The sequence below is a fragment of the Ruegeria sp. CH11 genome (genome assembly GCF_056537105.1).
Window position 1 is genome coordinate 14326 of the sequence record NZ_JBQFQX010000024.1, and the last position, 17136, is coordinate 31461.

The following is a 17136-nucleotide window of genomic DNA, read 5'->3' on the forward strand; positions in this document are numbered from 1 at the left end:
TTCAGGACGCCATGCTTTCATAGGTAATCAGCGCAAAGCGCGCGCCTTGCGGGTCATTCAGCGTGGCCATGCGGCCGACCCCAGGCATATCCATAGCAGGCTGAACGACCGTTGCACCTTTGGCTTTTGCGCTGGCAACGCTGGCGTCCACATCGGCCACCGTGAAAAAGATCGTCCAGCTTCCCTGATCCTCTGGCATCGGGGAAAAGCCACCAATAGCGGTTTCGCCCACAACGGCCGCGGAATAGCTCGACCCGTCCTGCATGGGCATGTCGTTAATCGTCCAGCCCAGCACATCTTGGTAGAACGCTTTGGCCTTGCCCTGATCGGGGCCGGAATGCCCGATCCAACCGGAGTTTCCGACCGTGGTCATCTCAAGAATACTCATGTGCATCTCCCTTGGTTGCACCCGCCACATACGGGTCTGAACCAAGGACGCGCGAAGCACGATGTTCCCTACACGCGGCGCAAAATTTCTTGGCTAACCATAATTTTTTCTGTGATCGCGCGACGTTCCAGGGCGGTCGGGCCGAGCGTCATCACCGTTTCAAAGGCTGCAATCGCTGCACTGTGATCACCTGTTTCCTGCAAAAGCCCCCCGCGCATCGCGTGAAACCAGCGGTAACTGGACAATTTCTGTGCCAGAGGCTGCATCGCTTTCAACGCATAGTCCGGGCCGTGCAGTTTGGCCTGAGCCGCAATCTGATTAAGTCGGACGACAGGCGTCGGCTGTAATGCGTAGAGGGCGGCGTAGTGGCTTTCGATCGAGGCCCAATCCGTGTCACCGACCGAGTCTGCATGGGCATGTGTCGCCGCGATTGCAGCCTGAATGATATAGACGCCATGATGACCGGTTCGTTGGGCCTTTTGCAAAAGGGCCGTCGCCTCGGCGATGTCCGCGCGATTCCATAGGCTTCGATCCTGATCGTCCAGCGCCACAAGCTTGCCCCCGGGGTCAATACGCGCATCCCGCCGGGCGTGTTGAAACAGCAAAAGCGACAGCAATGCGGCCTGTTCTCCCATTGCCGGAAACAGTGCTGCAAGCAGACGGGCGAGGCGGATCGCTTCCTCGCACAAAGTCAGCTTGATTTGCTTCGGACCTGTCGAGGTCGACCACCCCTCACTGAACATCAAATAGACCATCAGGGACACCTCCCCCAACCGCGCGCCCCTTTCTGCCGGAGTTGGGGTTTCAAAAGCGACAGGGCTAAGCGAAATTTTCTTCTTGGCACGGGTGATCCGCTGCTCCATCGTTTTTGGCTTGACGAGAAACCCCCGGGCAATCTCATCGACGCTCAAGCCCAGAACCACCTTCAGCGCGATCGCAATCTGATCCCGCCGGTCAAGTTCCGGATGGCAGCAGATGAACAGCAACCTCAAAACGTCATCCCGCATCTCATCAGGGTCCGGTGTTTCGGCTGGCATCGGCTGAAACTCCTCGCTATGGCGCGACAGGATCGCGGCGCGGCGCTGGGATTTACGCAGATGATCAAGGCCCGAATTACGTGCCGTCGTCAGCAGCCACGCCAACGGATCACGCGGCGCACCGTCTTTGGGCCAAATCGTCAGAGCCTTGAGGCAAGCGTCTGCAAACGCCTCTTCGGCCATGTCGATATCCCGAAACAATCGGGTCAGGGCCGCAAGCGCGCGCGGTCGGTGCAGGGAAAATGTCGCCTCAAGCCAGTCCGACACGGTTTATTCCGACGAGATCACGCCACCGGCCCAAGCGACCGGCCGCACCTCGAGCCTTGCGACAGGAGACGAGATCATCTTTGCGTATTCCAGAGCTTCATCGAGGTCTTTGAAATCGGCGGCATAAAACCCAAGGAAATTCTCCTTCGTCTCTGCAAACGGACCGTCGGTGATCAGCGGTGCCGCGCCATCGGCCGGGGCTGGTTCAACCATGACGGCAGAGGTTGGCGGCATCAGCTTCATCGAAACGAACGCCCCCCGGTTCGTCAACGCCGATTGCAGCGCTCCGTGGCCCGACATCACGTCGTCCTGACGATCTTTGGGCAGCGCTTCAAACACGCCGGGTTCCCCATAGATAGTGATTGCGTATATCATCCTCGCCTCCTTGCATAAGCCTCATGGTGCAAGGACGCGCAAAGACATGCAAATCCGACAGCCACCCTTGGTGCAAAGTCACAAGACAATAATTTAGAACACCAAGAGATTACCCACGGGCATCCAAACGCAAGCCAAGCGGGTTTCCAAAACTCAACTGGATATCGTTCTGGATCCTTGAGCCACGCCAACCTGCCATTCGGATGAAGCGAGCCTAGATTGCAACGGACGTCAACACCCTTATGCTAGAACTGTGCGATCACTTTTTCTCGCGAACACGAAGTTTCAGCGTGAACGGCATTTCTCGGTTTCCGAAATTTTCTGCTACCATATCGAATGGCACGAATACAGTCGTGCCTGCTTTCTGCGCCCAACAAGAGGCTTCATAGTCGTTTGGTCGGAGATCGATGTTGAAATTGTCAAAACTCCAAGCCGCCAGAGCGACGGGCCCGTCCACCTGGTAAAAGGTCTTACCAATCCCAGCACCCATTTGATCTTCGAGTTTAAGCCCATTTGTGCCGTCGGAATTGTCTAAACCCTGAGCTAGCAACCCGCATTACCGAGATTCCTCGCGAACGTAATATGACGAGGGTGCTGGATTGAGGAATCCTGCTGCTTATGACTTTCCGATGAATTGTCTCTAATCTGGTACGATACATGAGTGAGGTAGGATATTTTCATAGGTGAGAAATGGATATTGCAGGCAGTGTCGCCTTGGTGAGCGGTGGCAGTGGTGGACTTGGAGCTCAGGTTTGCCACTTGCTTGCTGGCAATGGCGTCAAGGTGATCGTCGGATACCAGAGTGGCGCGGACCGAGCACAAGCCGTCTGCCAGAGCATTATCGACCAGGGCCAAGTGGCGAAGGCCGTCAAGATTGATCATTGCGACCCTGCATCTGTTTCCGAGTGTATTGATGACGTTGTCGGCACATTTGGCTGTCTGGATATTCTGGTCAACAATGCCGGAATGGCGTCAGGCGGGTTTAGCCTTCCCAAGGGCGATCTCGAAGCTTTCACGCCAGAAATCTGGACCGAAATGCTGAACGTGAACCTAAGCGGGCCCTACTATTTGACCAGAGCAGCCGCACCATTTCTTCGCGCATCCAAATGGGGTCGGGTAATCAATCTTTCTTCCACTATTGGTCACGGGGTTTGGGGCGCCGCTGCGGCATACGCTCCCAGCAAAGCAGCCGTGGTGCCACTTACCCGTTTTTTGGCTGCGGCTTTGGCTCCGGAGGTCACTGTGAACTGCATTTCCCCAGGTTTAATGGAAGACACACAAATGTCTTCGGGCGCTCCGGAAGAGTTCGTTGCACTTTGGCGTGATAGATCGATTTTAGGCACGACGACATCCATCGACGACGTCGCCCAACAGGTTTTGACTTTTTGTAAAAGCCCATCGGTCACGGGGCAAACGGTGGTGATTGACGGTGGAATTCACCTCGACTGAGGTCAGCTTAGGAAATTCGCCACAAATAGACTGCAGCGATCGCCAAACGTGTTTGGTAGATTGCGGAAAGGGGTCCTCGTTGACGGACAGCTCCACTGCTGACTATTCTTTTGGAATGACCAGCGGCAAGTTTTTTGACGATCTGACAGTTGGAGATACCTTCGAAACCGGCGGGATTACTCTCACCGAGGGCGCGATTGTTGACTTTGCACTTATGCATGATCCTCAGCCCTTTCACGTAAACAAAGTAGCAGCAGCAGAGTCGATTTTCGGCGGGATCATTGCCAGCGGCTTTCAAACTATAGCACTCACCTTCCGACTATTTCGTGACACCGGTGTGCTCACCGACACCAACTTAGGCGGCCATGGCATGGACGAAGTGCGGTGGCTCGCTCCAGTGTTTCCTGGCGACACGCTCCGCGCTCGGGTAGCTGTCGAGATACTCACTCCTTCACGCTCCAAGCCCGATCGGGGAACTGTGCGCTTCCGTTATCGAACCTTTAACCAGGATGATATCGAGGTGCTAAATTTGGTCATGGACCACGTAATGGCGCGGCGGACATAAGTCTTTTCGCTTTGATGTCGCGCGAGGTGAGCTCCGAGCTCTTGAAATCATCGGTCGGCCCAAAGCCGACCTCGGGTATCAACTGAAATTACAACTTTAGCGCCCGCTATCCGAAGCGTCTCTGCGATGGCGAGACGTATAGCTAGATCATAACAGGCTCGCAAAAACATGCCATATTGCTGTCCAAGGTTCACATAACGCAACAGACTAGATAGTTTCTCACGCAACTTTCAAATAGAGAAAGGGGGATCAAAGTGGCGCGACAACTCCCACACGAAGCAAACAAGAAGTACATTGTTTATGCCGGTACGGGCACCGACCTCATTTTCAATCACGGAGTTGAGTTGCCAGGATTCGCATCCTTTCCATTGCTGGAAAGGCCTGACACTCGCACCATAATGGCCAATCAGATGCAAGCTCTTGTCGAACTTGCCGAAGAAATGAACCTCGGATGCATTCTCGATGCTCCAACTTGGATGGCTAACGCGGAGCGCGCGGCTCCATTGGATTATGATGCGGAGCGCCTCGTCGAGGTAAACAAAGATGCGGTACGGCTAATGGAGGATGTGCGCCAGGTTGCTCGTCGAGACGATGTATTGGTTTCTGCCTGTATTGGCCCGCGTTACGACCCTTATGCAGACATTCCGCCTGTTTCTGTCGAAGATGCACGGCAATACCACAGTGCTCAAATCAACAGTCTGAAGGAAACAAGCGTAGATCTTGTCACCGCTTATACTTTCAATCGTCATAGCGAAGCGGCCGGATGTATCCTCGCAGCCGAAGACGCTGATATCCCAATTATCATGTCTCTTGTTGTCGAGACAGACGGATGCCTAGCAGACGGTACTAAACTGATTGACGCAATTGAGATGATTGACGGAGCAACCAATTCGGTTGCGCTGTTTTTTATGGTTAATTGCGCTCATCCAACCCACTTTTCCGGAGCGCTCAGGAACCACCCGCGGCTGAGAGGCATAGTGGCGAACGCATCGAGCTGCTCGCATACGGAACTTGATGAAGCAAAAGAACTGGACGAAGGAGATCCCGGTCAGCTTGGTAGGCAGATGGCCGAGATTGTACGAAAAAACCCGTCAATACAGATATTTGGAGGTTGCTGCGGCACGGACATGCGTCACCTCAAATCAATGGCCACCGAAATAGTTTAGCCGATTTGTTTCCGACCCTTGGCATGCGCAATTGCGCTGTCCCTGATTGGAGGTCGAGCTCCCGATAGGATCACAGGAGAACTTTGAAGATAGGAGATTTCGAGTCGAGTATTTTGCGGCCTTGAATGTTCCGCTGCAGTCCTGGCGATCTGTATTGCCGACTGCAAAGGCGCGGTTTGCATGCGCGAGAGCTTTGTGAGATTGAACAGATAGCCGGGGTAAATGACAGGATTTGCTTTCCGATAGTACGCGTTGGCTTTGAATTGACGCGGTAAGTTGGCAACTGTGCTGTAGGCGATGCGATGTTCGCCCGAAAACGATGTAATTCCAGGGTATCATGCTGCCGATGTTAGATTTTTTTCGTTGTTTGCGATGGCGGTCGGGGTTTGAGTGAGCCGGGCGTACGGATCGACGCAATTCGATTTACGTGTTTCGATCCGCGAGAAGAGGATTGCTTAGTTTTGAGCTCCGGCGTCATAGTCAGAAAAGAGGGCATTCCTGTGGTTCAAAGCGATCGTGCGGAATGTGCGGTCGACGCTGTTGGATTCTAGTTCCCACGACCGTCGTCGCGGAAAACGGTCAGGCCGTCCCAACTGTTGGCAATGTAGCTCGGGGCCTTGCCGATAGGCGGATTTGGCGGAGATGCAGAAGCGCGATTCCCCGCGCCAGATCTCCATCCGGTCGATGATTAATTTTGAGCGACCCGATCAGCGCATTGTCCTTCGCTTAACAAGCAGCGGCGCTGTACGCTCGGGGTCAATCCAAAGATGCAGCCCGGAAACACGCCGGACCCAAACAGTCTTGGCCGAATACTGATGTAGAAATGATACTGAACAATATTGTCATCAACCCAGAACATGTCGAAGAGATCATGGATCGCATTTGAACAATTGAAACTGGCACCAACTGACCCCGAAATTGCAATGCGTGACGGTCTAGCTCGGGGGAGGTAACTGCTATTTTTTGGAACCAGCGAAGCGCGTCGCCCATTGCCCCAACTTCTTGCCGGTCAAGCCGGTTGGACGAAAGGTGCCTGTAAGAGTTGCTTGTGCCACGTTGGACACGTTACCCAAAATTCCACAACGGCGCGCGGTCGATATCACGGGCAAAAAGCCAATATTCGAGGAACGCTTAGCGCAGCTGGCCCCGCTGCTCAGTGTCCTCCATTCTTCGCCAGGCGGACCCAAAATGCGATCCCGTGATCTATGGCGCTATCATTGAAATCATAGTCGGGGTTGTGTAGCGGCATCGCGGCGCTGCCATTGTCACCATTCCCCATGAGGACAAACGCGCCCGGCCGGTGTGCCAGAAACTCCGCAAAGTCCTCTGAAAATCCGACGCGACCATAGTTTGCATCAACATAACCGACGGCCTTCGCGGCCTCAGCGACCTCGCGGGTTGCAGCGGCGTCATTTATCAAGGGCCGAAACGAGGTCGCATAGTTCAGGTCCGCTTCAGCACCTTGCGCCGCGCTTATGCCATCAACAATCGCCCGCATCCGGGTTTCGATCTTTGTCGAAACCTCATCTGAAAAACCGCGACAGTCTCCTTTCAGAGTGACGTTGCTTGGCAGGATGTTGCGGGCACCATCAGTCAGGAATTCGGTAACCGAAACGACTGCATGATCCTGCGCGGGAAGCGACCGAGAGACGATGGATTGAAGTTGCATCACAATTGCAGACCCGGTCACGATCGGGTCAACGCCCTTTTCCGGCATCGAGGCGTGACCACCGCGACCTTTGATCCTGATCTCGAAATTGTCCTCGAAGGCGCAGAACGGTCCGGCCTGGGTAGCATAGTGACCAAGCGCCATGCCCGGCATGTTGTGCAGCCCATAGATCGCCGACATCGGGAATCGCTCAAACAGACTGTCGGCGATCATGGCAGCCGCACCGTTGCCATTCTCTTCGTCGGGCTGGAAGATGAAGTGGACCGTCCGGTCCAGGGACTGATCCGCCGCGAGGCGCAGGGCAGCGCCAAGCAACATTGTGCTGTGCCCGTCATGCCCGCAGCCGTGAAACTTCCCCGGATACTTTGAACGGTATTCAAATTCATTTGCTTCTTCGATCGGCAAAGCGTCCATATCCGCCCGCAAACCGATGGCTGTGTCTTCAGGCCCCCGCTTCAGGGTTGCGACAAGGCCCGAACGGCCAATGCCAAGTGATACTTCAAGCCCGGCCCGTTCCAACTGCTCAGCAATCAAACGCGGTGTACGCTCCAGATCAAATCCGGTCTCAGGATGGGCATGAAGATCGCGACGGAAAGCGACTAGATCAAGCATCAGGCAGGCCTCGTTCGGATAGAATAACCAAAGGTAGCTCAGCGCCTTCGCGCATGGCAACGGCAAGGCCTGCTGCGCCGGATGGCGTGGTCGAGAAGCCCATCTCGCGGGCTTGCACAACGGCCTCTTCAGCTTGCGCGTCGCTGATGGTGACCCAGTTGTCCGCGCAGGCGCTCAGGATATCCAGCGCCAGCATAGAAGGCGTTTTGCAATCAAGCCGTCCCATATTGGATACCGGGCCTTCAACGGTTACAATCTGACCTGCTCTGGCGCTGTCTCGCAGGCAGGGTGCGGCGTCGGGTTCAACCACGACGATTTGCGGTTGTTTGGCCCATGTTTTGCGGATCATGTAGGCAATCGCCGATGCCAATCCGCCCACGCCCGCCTGCAAATAGACATGGCTGGGCCAGCGTCCCGAAGCCTGAAAAGAAAGCCGCATCTCTTCGGCGATCACGGTATAACCTTCCATCACCAATCGTGGTGGTTCTGTATAGCCGGGCCATGACCCATCGGCGAGATGAACTGCCCCCGTGCGTTCCGCATCGGCAATGGCAGCCGCGACACTGGCTTCATAGTCCGCGCCTGAGCGGACAACCGCTGCGCCTTTGTCACGCAAACGTCGGGCAAAGTCTTCCGGAACGGTTTCAGACAGATGGATGCGGGCTTTGGCCCCGAAAATCCTTGCCCCTGCGGCGACAGCCAGACCATGATTGCCCGCACTGGCGCAGACAAACACGATGGACTGCGCGATTTTCTGAACAGCAACATCCTGAAAGCTGGTCTGGTCCAAACGAACATCCGTGTGCGCTTCTATAAGCTTGGCAACCGCGTAGACGCCGCCAAGCGCCTTGAAAGCGCCAAGGCCCATGCGGTCAGTTTCATCCTTGACCAAGATCGGGCGGCCCGCGATCTGGCAGGTTAGCAGCGGAGATGCCCGATAGGCCGGGCAGTCTTTGAGCAGAGCCAGTGGCTTGGTAACGTCGAGATTTGCAATCTTTTCCATGGGATTGACTTTAACCGGCCCTGACTATGCATATCGGTCTAATTCTGCCATCTTTCGGGAAAAATTCTCACTAAGGACGTTATTTTGACCAATAAACTCGATTCAGCTGATCAGAAACTTCTGCAACTCGTACAAGTTGATGCGCGCATGGGGCTGGAGGCTCTGGCCGCTGAAACAGGTATCTCTGTCGCGTCCGTTCAAAGGCGGCTCAAGGCGCTGAAATCCTCTGGGACGATTGCGAGCGAGGTTGCCATCGTTGATCCCAAAAAGGTTGGAGTCGCGATGAGCTTTGTCGTCATGGTTGAACTGGAGCGCGAGCGCCAGGATCAAATCGATGCTTTCGCCAGACAAGTGCGGGCCGAACCCAAGGTTCAGCAGTGTTACTACATAACGGGCGACGCCGATTTCTGCTTGATCTGCACCGCGCGGGACATGGATGATTTCGAGGACCTCACCAAACGTTTGTTCTTTGACAATTCCAACGTTCGGCGATTTAGAACTTCGGTTGTAATGCGCCCTCACAAGGTCGGGCTAGGCGTGCCGATACCGGATCAAACAGACTGATGCGTTAGCACCAAAAACCGCCGTCTCTGCCTTACGTGTGTTTGTCTGGTGCCGTCCGCAGCACGGCACCAGACAATCACAGGGGCGATCGGTTCAAGGAACCGGGACGGATTTCAAATAGGCCGCAATTGCCAAACGCTCGTCATCTGTAAGCCGCGATGTGTTCTCGATAACCTCGACCATCTCACCTCCGGCGCTGTCATAATCCGGTGTGAAACCTGATTTCAGATACTCCGCAATGTCAGCCTCGGACCAGTCAAGCTGGTCTGGCGTTAGCCCGGGAATGCGACCTTTGCCGCTTGGGTTTGGCGCGCCTGTCAACCAGAGTTCGCGTTGCAGGCCACCCAAGGCATTTCGCGGCGTGTGGCATTCGGCACAGTGACCCAGCGCCTCCACCAAATACCGGCCCTGGATTTGTTGGTCGTTCAGGTCACCTTCGACAACCCAACCTGGCTGAAAGAACAATTGCTTCCACCCCCCAAGTGCTCGTCTGATGCTGAAGGGGAAGCTGACCTCATGCGCTTGGCTTTTGTTCTCAGCCGCAGGAAGTGTGCCGAGATATGCGTGAAGCGATACAATGTCCTCTGCCGTCATGTTGGTGTAGGACGAATACGGAAACGCTGGGTAATAGTGCTGCCCTTTGGGTCCGGTCCCATGGATCATTGCATTGGCCAAGTCCAAAGCGGACCAGGAACCGATACCAACAGCCGGATCGCTGGAAATATTGGGCGCGATGAATGTGCCAAAGTCTGTTTCGAACCGACGACCACCTGCAAGGGTGAGCTTACCCTCATCAACGGCGTCCGGCGCCGAATGGCAAGACGCACATCCCGCTGTAAAGAAAACAGTTTCACCCCTAACGAGATCAGGAGAGATCCCGTCCAGTTCCGCTTGATCAAACCGTTGCGGCCGGGTCAGAAACAATCCGACCAACCCGACCAAAAATACGGCCACGGCCGTGAGAAGGAAAACCCGCCGCACGGCTATCTCCTAATCAGTCTTTCGGTGCCCTGTACGCTTTGTGACATGCCGAGCAGCTTCCACCCAGATCGCCCATCGCCGCCTTTAGGGCATCAACATCTTGCCCCGCCGCTGCTTGCATCGCGACGGCAGCATCCGCCATCGCCTGTCCCTTGGCGCCTACATCGGGGAAGTTTTCCCAGATCGCGGGCAACGCTCGAGAGGACGGGTCGGACACATTGTCTGATCCAGCCGGCCACATTGCTGATTGATCAATCTGCGTCAGAACGACCAGATTATTTGCGGCCCGAGTCGCTGCTTCCGCATCATAATCAACCTCTCCTTTTGCCATGCCGCCAAGCGTGCCAAGATTGAATGCATAGAGTTGCATGATTGAGGTGCGCGCTTTCACAGCCGGGTTTTCACTTTCATGTGCGATGGCTGTGCCAATAGCGGCAATCGACAATAGGCCTGCCGCGAAGATCGAGAACTTCTTCTTCATGATGTGTCTCCCTGTTCAATAATCGGATGTTAGCTTGAACGAATTTTCTTGTAATTGTTTGTTATTGGTCCTCTGTTGTTAATTTATGAACAGGGATAACTGGGACGATATCAGATACGTGCTTGCCGTAAGCAAATACGGTTCACTAAACGCGGCTGCTGCTGCTTTGGGGGTCACCCATGCGACGGTTCTGCGCAGGGTTGCCGCATTCGAAAAGCGCAGTGGCTGCCTGGTCTTTCAGAAAAGCCCGTCCGGATATTCTGTTCTCCCCGAAGCGAGTTCGATCTTTTCGGCTATGGAAAGTGTTGAAGATGCGGTTCTTGCAGTTGAGCGGGCGATTGTGGGCGCAAATCGGTCTCCTGTGGGCCAGGTCCGGATAACATCCACCGATAGTCTTTGTCAGAATGTCCTCCCCCCTATTTTGAGCGAGATCTCGCACCGGTACCCCGGCCTGAAATTGACATTGCTGAGCGGCAACAGTCACCACGATTTGTCCCGGCTAACTGCGGATATTGCGGTGCGCCCGTCGATCAAGCTTGGCGAAGGGCTAATTGGACAGCGGGCGGGCACGTTGTCATTCGGCGTCTTTGACGACGGTTCCCCTGATCGCAAATGGATGCGACTGGATGGGGCGCTAAACAGTTCGCTCCCTGCCAAATGGCTGGCAGAGAATGTGGCCGATGACGACATGACCAACGGCGCAGACAGCTTTTTGGTGCTGCTGCAGATGGCCGCTTCGGGAATCGGAAAAACATTCCTGCCATCATTTTTAGGAGACGCGGATACTCGACTTCAAAGATCGTGCGACGTCGTCCCAAGATTAGAAGTTCCGCTGTGGGTGGCGACGCTGGACGAAATCGCAAACACGCCGAGATTTGCGATTGTGCAGCGGGCGTTGGTTGATCGCTTGGTAACTGTTCTTGCTGATTGATATTTCGGAGGATCCAACTGCGCCGGAACAGTTGCGGTCTTTTGGCTAGGTAGCGGACAATTTCCCGATGTGGTTCGGTCGTCCTCCAAAAACAAACTATCAAGTCCAGGTTTTTGAATGGCTTCATTCAGCGGAACTGCAGTTTCTTAGCTGTGGGTTCGTAATCGGCCTATTCACTCCGTTCAATTAGGTTCTGAGATGCCGAATTTGCAATCCGCATTTAAGATTTTCACGGCGTTCGCGAAATCTCAACTGTTGCCGCTTCAGGGATCGCGAACAAATTTGCTTCAATTCTATGCAGAGGTCGGCACGACCAGTGAAACCATTCGTCAAACGAACTGAAGCCTTGCTGCACAAATGACGGAGGAGAAGAACAAAATTTCGCTGAATTTAGGAGAATTCTTTCCAAGTCACGGGAAAATTCTGGACTCCGCTGAAGGAGTGTTGACCACTCATCAATGCAACTCAGCGGAAAGCAGCTTACCCTGGGTTTGCTACTGGACCGGTATCCAATCCGATCCCGGATCGTAGGCGGTTATATTGGCCGTTACCTCAAGCGTCTCTGGGCCGAAGTCTGCCTCAAAAACGATACCATTTTCGCCAACAATGAAAGAATGGATCCCGGTCTCGCCATAGCGCGACGGGACCGCCAGCAACGCGTGTCCGCCCACGAAGTTATTGCCGATAAAGTACGAATACGCTCCACCTGGGGCGTTCGGGCCCTGTTCCTGCAAGATCGTGTAGTAGTAGCCAAGAAACGGCTCGGCTTCGTAATCGTCTGCGCCATCGCTCCAGCCTGACGCCGCCGCCCGTGCCAGCGCGGCCCCGACAAAGCTGTTTCCCTCGGGCCAGAACAAACCATTGCGCGCGCCGGGGTCGGCAATAATTGACGGTGCGAACTCCATCACCCCATCACCATCGTGATCTACAAGGCGAAACGCGGCCTGAAGGTCGACATATGCTTCAAGCAAGTCGATTACTTCCAACTCATTTAGACCAATCTCGCGTGCAGACAGTTCTTTGACCCCTGCTTCGAGATCAAATTGCCACGCTTCATCGCCGCGCAGAATTGGGATCGGGAATGGCCAGCCATCTTCGCCCAGAAGCAAAACAACCCCGTCATCATTGGGCTGAAACCGATATCCTTCGGCATACATACCAAGTACTTCGCGCCGTCTTTCCTGATCCTCGTCTGGATCACCGGTACCAATCAACTCTTCGGCCTCAGGTCCGAAAATCTCGATCAGCCTTTTTTGATCATCCGCCCTTAGCGCTTCGACAAAAGCATCCAATGCCGCTTGCGGAGTGTCAAAACGTTCACCATCCGCAAGCGCCGAACCAGCCGTCAAAGACAAAAGTAAAACAGAAGAAATCGATTCACGCATTTTATCGTCTCCGCTTACCTTTGGCGGCATGTCCACGTTTGGACGCCTTTTGAGCTCGGTTACCTGAGGCTTTTTTCTTCATCGCCTGGCCTTTGGAAGCAGAGGGTTTCCGCTGTGCGACCGACTTCTTTGCCTGAGGTTTCTTGACCGACTGGGGTTTCTTCTTCACTGGCTGTTTCGCCGCGTCCGGACGTTTCGTGCGATCAACTGCCTTCTGCTTGGCTGCGGCTTTGTCTCGGTCGATATCGCCCCTGTTTACTTGCGGCAGAGACTTGTCCCCGTTGCCACGGTTTGCCAATACACCGCCAGCCAGTGCGCCTGCTCCGGCACTGGTCGCTGCCACCGCCGCTGCACGGTCCCGGCTAATATCCGCGGCTCCGCTATCGCGGCTCAACTTGTCGCGCAGTTGATCCGTGCGCCCTTCGGGACGATTGACTGGCAAATCGCCGCGACCACCTTCATGGCTCTTATGCTCGGCGATTTTGTCACGTGCTTCTTGCTGGCGGACTGGATCGGGCGACCACTCAATTTCCGCACGATCACCCCGGTCGATTTCATTGCCAATATTGACGTTGCCGTCGACGTCAATGTCGATATCCGGGTTTCGATAAATCGGACCACCGCCCCAGCCACCGCAATTTCTGCATCCCCAGTAGTCGTACCAATCATCGTCGTCGTCAAAGATCTCATCGATCAAGGCCACCGTCCCGAAAGCCAGTAAGGCCGCGCCGACAACGTCTCCCGTAGATGGTCCGGTGTAAACTGTCGCTGGGTTATATTGCGGGACGTACACGGTTTCGGCTTCAGTGGGCGCGACAACAATCGTGTCGTCGTCCGAGACCTCAACGGTCTGCTCGGGCCCCGATACAAGAGCCCCCGTGTCGATCGCGTGATTGCGCATGACCTGAACCGCATCCATCACGTCATCCGACTGCGCCAGCATCGCGGTGCCGACGGTTTCAGTCCAATCTATATGCGTGGCCATCTGACCGACAACTTCCGGGAAAGCCGTTGCCAACACGCTGACGGAGGGGTCCCAGCCCATCGCCTCGATTTCGGGTTCAAGCTCCGACGGCTGGCGTTCGGAATTGTCGAGTAGATAACGCTCGGCCTTTACAATTTCCAAAGGCTGGGTGGCAGCCACCAAAATCTGAATAAGCAATGTGTCAGGGTAGAGAGCTACCGGTGCAACGAGAGTCTGCAATTCCGCGTCAGTAAATAATTCTAACGAAGACTCTGAGTTGCCTTGTGATGCAGAAACATCGGAGGCCTCTTGAGCGTAGAGGGCCGCAGTTGAACAAATAACAAGTGCTAATACTAGATATCTAAACATATTGCACTCCATCAATCTTCTGAAGGATCACCCAAGTCTACGATTCTGGCAACCTCGGCCCTCAGTGCAAATCTGAGTCCTCAAAAAAATAATGATCACGAGCCGAATGCTAGCGCGACTCGAAGTTTTGACGCAGGATAATAGTTTTCGAATTTGACGGCCCGCTGACCTACGAGGATTGAAAGGGAACCGATCCGGAATACCCGCACTTGAGAAAGTGAAGCCAGACCGGTCAAGACGATACCGGGTATCACTTTGCCACCACCCAAAAGGCGCTCAGGACTCTGGAGCGTCCGAATTCCTCAACTGTCGATACCTGCGGTATCGCGTGCTGTTTCAGCGGGAGTGCAGCGGTTGCTGACACCGATCATTGCCTGCTGGACTTAATGCTTCGCGGCTTCATCGATGTACAATCCGGATCGACGACATCGCACCCCCAGTATCTTGCTCACTTTCTATTCTCATTTTCGTGGTCAACTCTATATCAGGTCAGCAGTTCGGCCAGCCAGAACGCTGCTATTCACCCGATGGGATATCGTTCGTTGAGACCCGGCAACGGATTTGGTCAATGTGAGTCCTGTCCTCGGATTCTCAGAGCAAGCGGCTATTTTCTGAAGTCGTGGTAGACTATGCCTGTCGGGTGGATCGTTTCAACATCTCAACAAATTCGCGACAAAGCCGTGCGTCGGAATTGCTTATCCCAACCGGTAGGCCTCAAGCGCTTGATCGCGGCAAAGGTAGGGCGCGAGCCTATCTGCGTCCTGTTTCGACAGGCGGCCGCGTTCAATCTGGTCTGCCAAGTGCAGACAAACGCCTCTCCGCCAAGTGTTGTGCCGGGCCGGGATCGACAAAAAGGCACGAGTGTCGTCGTTGAAGCCGGCGAGATTGAAGTACCCGGCCGTTTCAATGACCTGGTCAAAGAAGCGCTGGATGCCTTTCGCGCTGTCGTGGAACCACCATGGTGGACCGATCCGCAGGCTTGGCCAATGACCCGCCATCGGGGCCAATTCGCGCGAATAGGTGGTTTCGTCGAGAGTGAACAGGATGACGCGCAATGCCGGATCGTATCCGACCCGGTTCAGCAAGGCATCCATGCCTTCGACCCAATTCACCGCGACCGGAATGTCAGACCCCATATCGGGTCCATGTTCTGCCAGAATGCGACGGTTCGTGCTGCGGCGCGAACCCACATGCAGTTGCATTACCATTCCGTCTTCGGCAGACATCTGCGCCATTTCGACAAGAAGGTGCCCGTAATATGCCAGTGCCTCATCCGGGTTCAGTGCCTCTTTCGATGCCCTTGCATGCAGGGCCTCGATCTCATCTGGCGCGAGCCAAGTGGTTGCCAGCACTGGCACATCATGGTCCGTCGCCGTCGCGCCAAGTTCACGAAAGGCGGCGCGACGCAGGCGGATCGCTTCGAGATAGCCGGAATAGGTCGTTGTGTCTTGATCGGCCAGCTCTCCGAGCCTGTCTACTTCAGACCGAAATTCGGGACGCGCGGGGTTCAGTAAGCTGTCCGGTCGGAAGGTCGGGACAATTCGCCCACTCCACCCCGAGGCTGCGATCGCCTTGTGATGCGACAACGGGTCATTGGCGGGATCGGTCGTTGCAAGCACTTCGATGTCAAAGCGATCAAACAGTGCTCGTGGCCTGAATTCCGGCTGCGCGAGTCTCTCGGCAATCTGATCAAATACGATGTCTGCGGAGTCAGGTGAAAGCGCCCGATCTACGCCCAGTGTCCGGTAAAGCGTAAATTCCATCCATTCCCGCGATGGTGTGCCCAGAAAGCAATGCCAATGCCGGGCAAAACAGCGAAAGATCTCCCGCGCGTTCCGGTCTTCTGGCGGCACCCCGATACCAAGATCGGACAGTGGTACGCCTTGGGAATATAGCATCCGAAAGACATAGTGGTCAGGAATGATCAAAAGCTCTGCCGGATCGGGAAAGGCGGCGTCTTCGGCCCACCAGCGCGGATCGCAATGTCCGTGAGGCGAGACGATGGGCAAATCCCGCACGGCTTCAAAGAGATCGCGGGCGCGTGTCGTCAAAACGGGTTCGGCAAAAAAACTCATATCGACATGGCTCGTTGCGTTGCAAGAAAGTCCAGAACGGCCTTTCGAACTTGCGGGGTCTCGTAATGTCCCGCTGCCGGATCGCGAAGGACCGTAAGCCGTTCGGGGACCGCATCATAAGCGGCGCGAAGCCGTTTGATCGCCGGATCATAGGCTTCGTCCGGGGTCAACGGATCTTGCCCACCGGTGGCCACGAACTGGGGTCGCGGCGCGACGAGGGCCGCAATATCGCTCATGTCGTGGTGGTCAAGAAGTCCTGGGATCGTCAAATACGGCCCGTGCAGATCATGTGCGCCCGTTTCGATTAGGGGCGCGATATCGGAAAAGACACATAAGTGCAGGGCGGCGAATACATCGGCACGAAGCGCCGCAACCAGATAGGCCAGCGTGCCCCCCATCGAGAGTCCCAGCGTCGCGACACACGAAGGTCGGGCGATATCCCAGAGCGCATCCAACGCCAACATCTGATCGGCCACCATTTCCCCAATGAGGGTCTTGCCACGCCAGGATGCCGCTTTGGCAAGCGCCGTTTCCGAGCCCTCGGCCTGACGATCCCCGAAACCGGGCATATCGGCACAAAAAACCGTCCAGCCCGCAGCTGCGATATCTCTGGAGAGTGGCGGTTCAAGCAGCGCGGGCCGGCCATCGGTAATTTCTGATTTGCCGATGGCATATGCGTTTCCGTGGGCGTGGCAATAGAGCAAACCGGGCGCACCGGGCTCGATATCGACGGGTGACAATGAGATCGCCGGGATCTGCGTGTCTCCCAGGCGGTAGGCCCGCCGACAAAGCCCGTCGTCCATGCTTTCGTCCACGATGCGCCAGCTTTGCGGTTCTGGCGTTCTCAAGCGTAGA

At 55.3% G+C, this 17136-nt stretch carries 18 protein-coding genes and 1 pseudogene; 6 read left to right on the forward strand and 13 right to left on the reverse strand.

The genetic code is table 11. The features are described from left to right. Position 1 precedes the first annotated feature (1 nt). The 4 genes from ACR0LX_RS21430 to ACR0LX_RS21445 form a co-directional block, all read right to left on the reverse strand. Positions 2 to 388, reverse strand: a complete 387-nt coding sequence (locus ACR0LX_RS21430) for a VOC family protein (protein ID WP_480577692.1) — start codon at positions 386 to 388, stop codon at positions 2 to 4. 68 nt (positions 389 to 456) lie between these two features. Next, complete coding sequence (locus ACR0LX_RS21435; RefSeq protein ID WP_480785388.1) at positions 457 to 1692, reverse strand: RNA polymerase sigma factor; 1236 nt, start codon at positions 1690 to 1692, stop codon at positions 457 to 459. 3 nt (positions 1693 to 1695) lie between these two features. Beyond that, on the reverse strand, positions 1696 to 2067 hold the full coding sequence (locus ACR0LX_RS21440; protein WP_480785389.1) for a YciI family protein: 372 nt from the start codon (positions 2065 to 2067) through the stop codon (positions 1696 to 1698). Positions 2068 to 2326: 259 nt separating this feature from the next. Beyond that, the gene (locus ACR0LX_RS21445) at positions 2327 to 2557 is read right to left on the reverse strand and encodes a hypothetical protein (RefSeq protein WP_480785390.1); all 231 of its coding nucleotides are present in this window, start codon (positions 2555 to 2557) and stop codon (positions 2327 to 2329) included. A 200-nt stretch (positions 2558 to 2757) separates the two neighbouring features. On the opposite strand from ACR0LX_RS21445, the gene ACR0LX_RS21450 reads away from it, so the two are divergent. The 3 genes from ACR0LX_RS21450 (at position 2758) to ACR0LX_RS21460 (ending at position 5247) form a co-directional block, all read left to right on the forward strand. Then, the gene (locus tag ACR0LX_RS21450; RefSeq protein WP_480785391.1) at positions 2758 to 3516 is read left to right on the forward strand and encodes an SDR family NAD(P)-dependent oxidoreductase; all 759 of its coding nucleotides are present in this window, start codon (positions 2758 to 2760) and stop codon (positions 3514 to 3516) included. Between the two features lie 79 nt (positions 3517 to 3595). Further along, entirely contained in the window at positions 3596 to 4081 is a 486-nt protein-coding gene (locus ACR0LX_RS21455; protein ID WP_480785392.1) for a MaoC family dehydratase, read from the forward strand. Between the two features lie 254 nt (positions 4082 to 4335). Then, a complete protein-coding gene (locus tag ACR0LX_RS21460) occupies positions 4336 to 5247 on the forward strand; it encodes a homocysteine S-methyltransferase family protein (RefSeq protein WP_480785393.1) in 912 nt (303 codons plus the stop codon). Between the two features lie 455 nt (positions 5248 to 5702). Here ACR0LX_RS21460 and ACR0LX_RS21465 read toward each other — a convergent pair whose 3' ends face one another. The 3 genes from ACR0LX_RS21465 to ACR0LX_RS21475 all read right to left on the reverse strand — a co-directional run bounded on the left by ACR0LX_RS21465 (position 5703) and on the right by ACR0LX_RS21475 (position 8531). Further along, positions 5703 to 5936: a hypothetical protein gene (locus ACR0LX_RS21465; RefSeq protein ID WP_480785421.1), complete on the reverse strand. Its 234-nt coding sequence runs from the start codon at positions 5934 to 5936 to the stop codon at positions 5703 to 5705. Positions 5937 to 6400: 464 nt separating this feature from the next. Continuing rightward, the gene (locus ACR0LX_RS21470) at positions 6401 to 7528 is read right to left on the reverse strand and encodes an amidohydrolase (RefSeq protein ID WP_480785394.1); all 1128 of its coding nucleotides are present in this window, start codon (positions 7526 to 7528) and stop codon (positions 6401 to 6403) included. Continuing rightward, positions 7521 to 8531, reverse strand: a complete 1011-nt coding sequence (locus ACR0LX_RS21475; protein ID WP_480785395.1) for a pyridoxal-phosphate dependent enzyme — start codon at positions 8529 to 8531, stop codon at positions 7521 to 7523. The genes ACR0LX_RS21470 and ACR0LX_RS21475 overlap by 8 nt, the downstream gene beginning before the upstream one ends. Before the next feature lie 84 nt (positions 8532 to 8615). Between ACR0LX_RS21475 and ACR0LX_RS21480 the strand changes: the two genes are divergently transcribed. After that, positions 8616 to 9095, forward strand: a complete 480-nt coding sequence (locus ACR0LX_RS21480) for an Lrp/AsnC family transcriptional regulator (protein WP_480785396.1) — start codon at positions 8616 to 8618, stop codon at positions 9093 to 9095. Between the two features lie 93 nt (positions 9096 to 9188). Here the strand turns inward: ACR0LX_RS21480 and ACR0LX_RS21485 are convergent, their stop codons facing one another. Together ACR0LX_RS21485 and ACR0LX_RS21490 are read right to left on the reverse strand one after the other, a co-directional pair. Beyond that, entirely contained in the window at positions 9189 to 10076 is an 888-nt protein-coding gene (locus tag ACR0LX_RS21485) for a c-type cytochrome (protein WP_480785397.1), read from the reverse strand. A gap of 13 nt (positions 10077 to 10089) precedes the next feature. Next, on the reverse strand, positions 10090 to 10557 hold the full coding sequence (locus ACR0LX_RS21490) for a c-type cytochrome (protein ID WP_480785398.1): 468 nt from the start codon (positions 10555 to 10557) through the stop codon (positions 10090 to 10092). Between the two features lie 85 nt (positions 10558 to 10642). Here ACR0LX_RS21490 and ACR0LX_RS21495 point away from each other — a divergent pair. Continuing rightward, positions 10643 to 10810, forward strand: a pseudogene (locus ACR0LX_RS21495) (helix-turn-helix domain-containing protein); the annotation flags it as partial. A 42-nt stretch (positions 10811 to 10852) separates the two neighbouring features. After that, on the forward strand, positions 10853 to 11488 hold the full coding sequence (locus ACR0LX_RS21500; protein ID WP_480785422.1) for a LysR substrate-binding domain-containing protein: 636 nt from the start codon (positions 10853 to 10855) through the stop codon (positions 11486 to 11488). Between the two features lie 494 nt (positions 11489 to 11982). Here ACR0LX_RS21500 and ACR0LX_RS21505 read toward each other — a convergent pair whose 3' ends face one another. From ACR0LX_RS21505 to ACR0LX_RS21520, 4 genes are all read right to left on the reverse strand, one after another. Further along, entirely contained in the window at positions 11983 to 12873 is an 891-nt protein-coding gene (locus ACR0LX_RS21505; protein ID WP_480785399.1) for a DUF2950 family protein, read from the reverse strand. A gap of 1 nt (position 12874) precedes the next feature. Further along, positions 12875 to 14206 (reverse strand): DUF3300 domain-containing protein, encoded by a 1332-nt coding sequence (locus tag ACR0LX_RS21510; RefSeq protein ID WP_480785400.1) that lies wholly within the window; start codon positions 14204 to 14206, stop codon positions 12875 to 12877. Positions 14207 to 14901: 695 nt separating this feature from the next. Next, positions 14902 to 16281 (reverse strand): glucuronate isomerase, encoded by a 1380-nt coding sequence (uxaC, locus tag ACR0LX_RS21515; protein WP_480785401.1) that lies wholly within the window; start codon positions 16279 to 16281, stop codon positions 14902 to 14904. Beyond that, the gene (locus tag ACR0LX_RS21520; protein WP_480785402.1) at positions 16278 to 17129 is read right to left on the reverse strand and encodes an alpha/beta hydrolase family protein; all 852 of its coding nucleotides are present in this window, start codon (positions 17127 to 17129) and stop codon (positions 16278 to 16280) included. The genes uxaC and ACR0LX_RS21520 overlap by 4 nt, the downstream gene beginning before the upstream one ends. Between the last annotated feature and the right edge of the window lie 7 nt (positions 17130 to 17136).

Bases quoted from the DNA above. Each gene is read 5' to 3' on its own strand.
- ACR0LX_RS21430 (WP_480577692.1), bottom strand. From the start codon at position 388: ATGAGTATTCTTGAGATGACCACGGTCGGAAACTCCGGTTGGATCGGG.
- ACR0LX_RS21440 (WP_480785389.1), bottom strand. From the start codon at position 2,067: ATGATATACGCAATCACTATCTATGGGGAACCCGGCGTGTTTGAAGCG.
- ACR0LX_RS21445 (WP_480785390.1), bottom strand. From the start codon at position 2,557: ATGGGTGCTGGGATTGGTAAGACCTTTTACCAGGTGGACGGGCCCGTC.
- ACR0LX_RS21450 (WP_480785391.1), top strand. From the start codon at position 2,758: ATGGATATTGCAGGCAGTGTCGCCTTGGTGAGCGGTGGCAGTGGTGGA.
- ACR0LX_RS21470 (WP_480785394.1), bottom strand. From the start codon at position 7,528: ATGCTTGATCTAGTCGCTTTCCGTCGCGATCTTCATGCCCATCCTGAG.
- ACR0LX_RS21475 (WP_480785395.1), bottom strand. From the start codon at position 8,531: ATGGAAAAGATTGCAAATCTCGACGTTACCAAGCCACTGGCTCTGCTC.
- ACR0LX_RS21490 (WP_480785398.1), bottom strand. From the start codon at position 10,557: ATGAAGAAGAAGTTCTCGATCTTCGCGGCAGGCCTATTGTCGATTGCC.
- ACR0LX_RS21500 (WP_480785422.1), top strand. From the start codon at position 10,853: ATGGAAAGTGTTGAAGATGCGGTTCTTGCAGTTGAGCGGGCGATTGTG.
- ACR0LX_RS21505 (WP_480785399.1), bottom strand. From the start codon at position 12,873: ATGCGTGAATCGATTTCTTCTGTTTTACTTTTGTCTTTGACGGCTGGT.
- ACR0LX_RS21510 (WP_480785400.1), bottom strand. From the start codon at position 14,206: ATGTTTAGATATCTAGTATTAGCACTTGTTATTTGTTCAACTGCGGCC.
- uxaC (WP_480785401.1), bottom strand. From the start codon at position 16,281: ATGAGTTTTTTTGCCGAACCCGTTTTGACGACACGCGCCCGCGATCTC.